Origin of the sequence: Phenylobacterium sp., assembly GCF_046590535.1 — a bacterium.
In the GTDB taxonomy this organism is placed as follows: domain Bacteria; phylum Pseudomonadota; class Alphaproteobacteria; order Caulobacterales; family Caulobacteraceae; genus Phenylobacterium.
Genome location: NZ_JBKJTG010000088.1, coordinates 1 through 4,419 on the forward strand (window position 1 = coordinate 1; position 4,419 = coordinate 4,419).

Genomic DNA, 4,419 nt, shown 5'->3' on the forward strand with positions numbered 1-4,419 from the left:
GCCTGGGCGGCGTTGCACAGCGTGCCGCCGCCGTCGATGATGTCGTCGAACAGGATGCAGCGGCGGGCCGAGACGTCGCCGATGATGTTGGCCACCTCGCTCTTGCCAGGGCCCGAGCGGCGTTTGTCGACGATGGCCAGTTCAGCGTTCAGCCGGCTGGCGACCGCCAGGGCGCGCACCACGCCGCCCACGTCGGGCGACACGATCATCAGGTCGCTGGCCTTGGAATAGTGGCCCTTGATGTCGTTGGCCATCAGCGGGGCGGACTGCAGGTTGTCGGTGGGGATGTCGAAGAAGCCCTGGATCTGGCCCGAGTGCAGATCCATGGTCAGCACCCGGTCGGCGCCGGCGCGGGTGATCAGGTTGGCCACCAGCTTGGCCGAGATCGGCGTGCGGCCGCCGGTCTTGCGGTCCTGCCGGGCGTAGCCAAAGTAGGGCATCACCGCCGTGATCCGCTTGGCCGACGCGCGCTTCAGCGCATCGATGCAGATCAGCAGCTCCATCAGGTTGTCGTTGGCGGGGTAGCTGGTGGACTGCAGGACGAAGACGTCCTCGCCGCGGACGTTCTCGTCGATGGTGACGAACACCTCGTTGTCGGCGAACCGCTTCACCTGGGCCCGGGTCAGCGGCAAATCCAGATGCGAGGCGACGGCCTGGGCCAGGGTTGGATTGGAGTTGCCGGCCAGCAGCTTCATCGGAGCCCCACGCGATTTTGCAGCTTGATTGCGCGCGCTTGTAGCAGGCGGGCGCAGGCGGGCAAGAGGCGGCTAGGTTTCCAGCACGATCGCCGACAGCAGCCGGCCATAGTCGGGCTCACCCTGCCTGAAGGCCCGGCGGTTGGAGTAGAACAACTGCGGCTCCGCGCAGGTGTCGCGACCGATCCATTCGCCAGCGCCGACGCCGGCCGCCGCGAGCCTGGCGAGGACAAAGGCCGGCAGGTCGAAGAGGCGCTTGCCGGCGCTGCCGCCAGGCGCGAAGAACCGCGCGCTGGCAGGCTCCGCGGCGACGAAGCGATCGAGAAACTCCAGGCCGACCTCATAGGACTGCGGCCCGATGCAGGGCCCCACCACGGCGGTCATGCGGTTGGGTTCCGCGCCCAACTCGACCATCCGGGCGATGGCGGCCTCGGCCACTCCGTTCAACGCTCCCTGCCAGCCGGCGTGGACGGCGGCGACCACCCGGGCGGCCGGGTCGGCGATGAGGATTGGCGCGCAGTCGGCGGCCAGGGCGCCACAGATGACGCCGGGGGTGGCGCTGATCACCGCGTCGGCCCGCGGCGCCTCGCCCGGCCAGGCGCCCCGCGCCGTCACGGCCTCGGCGGAATGCACCTGGTAGGCGGTGACCAGGATCTCGGCCCCCAGGTAGCCGGCGGCGCGGCGGCGGTTCTCGAGCACGGCGTCCGGATCGTCCCTGGAACCCAGGCCAACGTTCAGGCTGGCGTAGAGGCCTTCAGAGACGCCGCCCTGACGCGTGAAGAAGGCGTGGCGGACACCGGGCAGCGCCAGCCGCGGCGAGGTGAGGACGGCCAGGCCCAGCATGGCTCAGGCGTCCCCGAAGGCGGTGGGGGTCCAGCCTGGCGAATGGATCACACAGGCCTTGAAAAGCTCGCCCATCTCGCCGGCGCCCACTAGGCGGTTGAGCTGGCGGCCCAGGGTGGCCGCAAGGTCCGGGCGCGAACGCATCAGGGCCTCGGCCCGCTCACCGACCCCCAACCGGGCCAGGAAGGCGGCCTGGGTCACGATGGCGGCCTCCGCGCCCTGCGCGCCGGCGGCGGCCATCACCGCCGGGAAGTCGGCGTGGATGGTCAGGTCGGCTTCTCCCGGACAGGCCAGGGGATCGACCTTCTGGTGGCGGCGCAGCGCCTGCAGCGTGTCGCCGAACCCCGGCGTGGCGCGGCCGTAGTCGATCAGCAGCGCCGCGCCCCCGTCGCGGGCCACCCGCGCGCCCAGGTCCGCGCCCAGGGCGGCCTGGGCCGCTGATTGCTCGAACACCGCGCCCGCCTGGGCGTCGGGCAGCAGGCCGGCGGCCGGGGTGGGCGACAGCCCGAAGGCCAGGGCGCCACTGGCGTCCAGGCCCACCAATTGCTCCGACCAGCCGGTGTGGGTGCGCACGAATTGGCGGGCGGGAAGGCAGTCGAGAAGTTCGTTGGCCACCACGAGCAGGGGCGCGTCCCCAGGCACTTCGGCCAGGCTTGCAGCCCAGCTGACGGTCTCGCCCAGGCGCGCGCGCTGGGCGGCGGCCAGCGGCGGGGAGGTCTCCACCAGCCAGACGTCGGCGGCGTCGAGGAACCCCGCCGCGGGACGCACCGCGCGCTTGAGGTCGCTCATCAGCGTGCCGTCGCCGGGGCCGATTTCCACCAGCCGGAAAGCGGCGGGACGGCCCATCTGGGCCCAGCAGGAGGCCGCCCAGACGCCGATCAGCTCGCCGAACATCTGGCTGACCAGGGGGGCGGTGAGGAAGTCGCCGTCGGCGCCGAGGGCCGGGCGGGTGGCGTAGTAGCCGAAGTCCGGGTCGTGCAGGCAGGCGGTCATGTACTGGGCGACGCTCAGCGGGCCGCCCTCGGCGATGCCCGCCGCCAGCCGTTCACGCAGGGGCATTTGCCTCCCGGGCGCGGGGCGGCAACAGGCTGAGGTCTTCGCGCAGGCCGCGCACGATCAGCCACAGGCCAAACGCGATCATCGGGATCGACAGCATCATCCCCATGGTCAGGCCCAGCGGGAAGTCCGACAGGTAGGTGTCGGGTTCGCGGACGGTCTCCACCGCCACGCGGATCAGGCCATAGCCGGCGGTGAACATGCCCATCACCACGCCGCGGCGATTCAGCAGCTTCGGCCCGTGGGTCGCCCAGAGCAGCACCAGGAACAGCACCAGTCCCTCCAGCGCCGCCTCGTAGAGCTGGCTGGGGTGGCGCGGCACGCCGTCGCCGCTGCCGGGGAAGATCACGCCCCAGGGCAGGTCCGTGGGCCGGCCCCACAGCTCGCCGTTGATGAAGTTGGCGATGCGCCCGAAGAACAGGCCGATGGGCACCGCGGCGGCGGTCAGGTCGCCCAGCCGCCAGACGTCGATGGCGTTGCGCCACGCATAGAGGATCAGCGCTACGAACACGCCGATGGCGCCGCCGTGGAAGCTCATGCCGCCGTTCCAGACCTTCACGATCTCGATCGGGTCGGTCCAGATCAGCGACGGCGTGTAGAAGAGCACGTGGCCCAGCCGGCCGCCGACGATCACGCCCAGGGTCACCCACAGGATCAGGTCGTCGATCTGGTCGGGAATCACTGGCGGCGCGCGGCGCGGCCAAAGGCTGGCGTTCCTGACCATGGCGACGGCGTAGCGCCAGCCCACCAGAATCCCGGCCACATAGGCCAGGGCGTACCAGCGGATGGCGAACGGGCCGATCTGGAACAGGACAGGGTCGAAATCCGGAAAGGGCACGTTTGGGAGACTCCAGCGTTCAGGTCTGGTTTAGACGACTAAGCCTTAGCTTTCACCCCCCAGGGCCCATATAGAAAGCGGCGGACCGCTTGTCCGTCGATCAGAGCGCAAGATGCAGACCCAGAACCCCTTCCTCGACGAGATGGCCAAGCTGACCACCGCCGCCATGGGCCTGGCCCAGGCCGCCGGCGAAGAGGCCAAGGCCGCCTTCCGGTCGCAGGCCGACCGCATCGCCGCCGAGTTCGACCTGATCCGCCGGGAAGACTTCGAGGCCCTGAAGGCCGAGGTCGCGGCCCTGCGCGCCGAGGTGGAGCGCCTGCGCCCCGCCGCTTCAGCCGGCGCGGACGGGCCGGCCTGAAGTCTGTGCACAACACGCGAATGTGGGCCGGACCTGCCAATAAGCGGGTGACGGCCAAGCTGCGAAGCAGATTAGTTTCAGTGTCGCAGGCGATTCGGGGGTGTCGTTGCGCCTCCCGCCAACTGCGAAAGGGGTCTTGATGGACACCACCCAGTCTGACGACAACGTCCTTATCGCAACCGATCCTCTCGACGTGGTCGAGCATGTGCTGTCGGCGGAGAACCTGCCGTTCGACCGCACCGAAGACGGCGACCTGGCTTTTTCCCTGGCCGGCGACTGGAAGGACTACGAACTTTGGTTTGCCTGGCGTCCCGAGGGCGACACCCTGCAGCTGTGCTTGTCCATGGACCTGACGGTGACCAAAGAGCAGCGCATCGACGCCCATGAGCTGATCGCCGCCATCAATCCCAGGGTCTGGCTCGGCCACTTCGAACTGTGGGAAGACGGCGAGATCATCTTCCGCCACGGCATGGCGCTGATGACCGGCGAGCAACCGAGCCTGGCCCAGGCCGCGGCGATGATTGACGTGGCCGTGGAGGGCGCCGACCGCTTCTTCCCGGCCTTCGACTTCCTGATCGCCGGGGCTAAGACGCCCAAGGACGCGATGGACGCCTGTCTCTTCGAGACGG

The 4,419-nt window shown here is 69.8% G+C and carries 6 protein-coding genes; 2 read left to right on the forward strand and 4 right to left on the reverse strand.

Annotated elements, in window-relative coordinates; genetic code table 11:
- From ACLL81_RS05110 to lgt, 4 genes are all read right to left on the reverse strand, one after another.
- Window positions 1-695, reverse strand: a 695-nt coding sequence (locus ACLL81_RS05110; RefSeq protein WP_411287265.1) for a ribose-phosphate pyrophosphokinase, incomplete at its 3' end; no start/stop codon positions are given.
- Between the two features lie 72 nt (window positions 696-767).
- Window positions 768-1,538 carry a peptidoglycan editing factor PgeF gene (pgeF, locus tag ACLL81_RS05115; protein ID WP_411287266.1) on the reverse strand — a complete coding sequence of 257 codons (771 nt, stop codon included), beginning with the start codon at window positions 1,536-1,538 and terminating at the stop codon, window positions 768-770.
- Between the two features lie 3 nt (window positions 1,539-1,541).
- Entirely contained in the window at window positions 1,542-2,597 is a 1,056-nt protein-coding gene (locus ACLL81_RS05120; protein ID WP_411287267.1) for a class I SAM-dependent methyltransferase, read from the reverse strand.
- Entirely contained in the window at window positions 2,584-3,432 is an 849-nt protein-coding gene (gene lgt, locus ACLL81_RS05125) for a prolipoprotein diacylglyceryl transferase (RefSeq protein WP_411287268.1), read from the reverse strand. Before lgt ends, ACLL81_RS05120 begins: the two co-directional genes overlap by 14 nt.
- 112 nt (window positions 3,433-3,544) lie before the next feature.
- Between lgt and ACLL81_RS05130 the strand changes: the two genes are divergently transcribed.
- Together ACLL81_RS05130 and ACLL81_RS05135 are read left to right on the forward strand one after the other, a co-directional pair.
- Window positions 3,545-3,790: an accessory factor UbiK family protein gene (locus ACLL81_RS05130; protein ID WP_411287269.1), complete on the forward strand. Its 246-nt coding sequence runs from the start codon at window positions 3,545-3,547 to the stop codon at window positions 3,788-3,790.
- Between the two features lie 139 nt (window positions 3,791-3,929).
- The coding region (locus ACLL81_RS05135) for a YbjN domain-containing protein (protein WP_411287270.1) at window positions 3,930-4,419 on the forward strand (490 nt) is incomplete at its 3' end.

Excerpts from the sequence above, each read along its gene's own strand:
- pgeF (WP_411287266.1), bottom strand. The coding sequence starts at position 1,538 with ATGCTGGGCCTGGCCGTCCTCACCTCGCCGCGGCTGGCGCTGCCCGGT.
- ACLL81_RS05130 (WP_411287269.1), top strand. The coding sequence starts at position 3,545 with ATGCAGACCCAGAACCCCTTCCTCGACGAGATGGCCAAGCTGACCACC.
- ACLL81_RS05120 (WP_411287267.1), bottom strand. The coding sequence starts at position 2,597 with ATGCCCCTGCGTGAACGGCTGGCGGCGGGCATCGCCGAGGGCGGCCCG.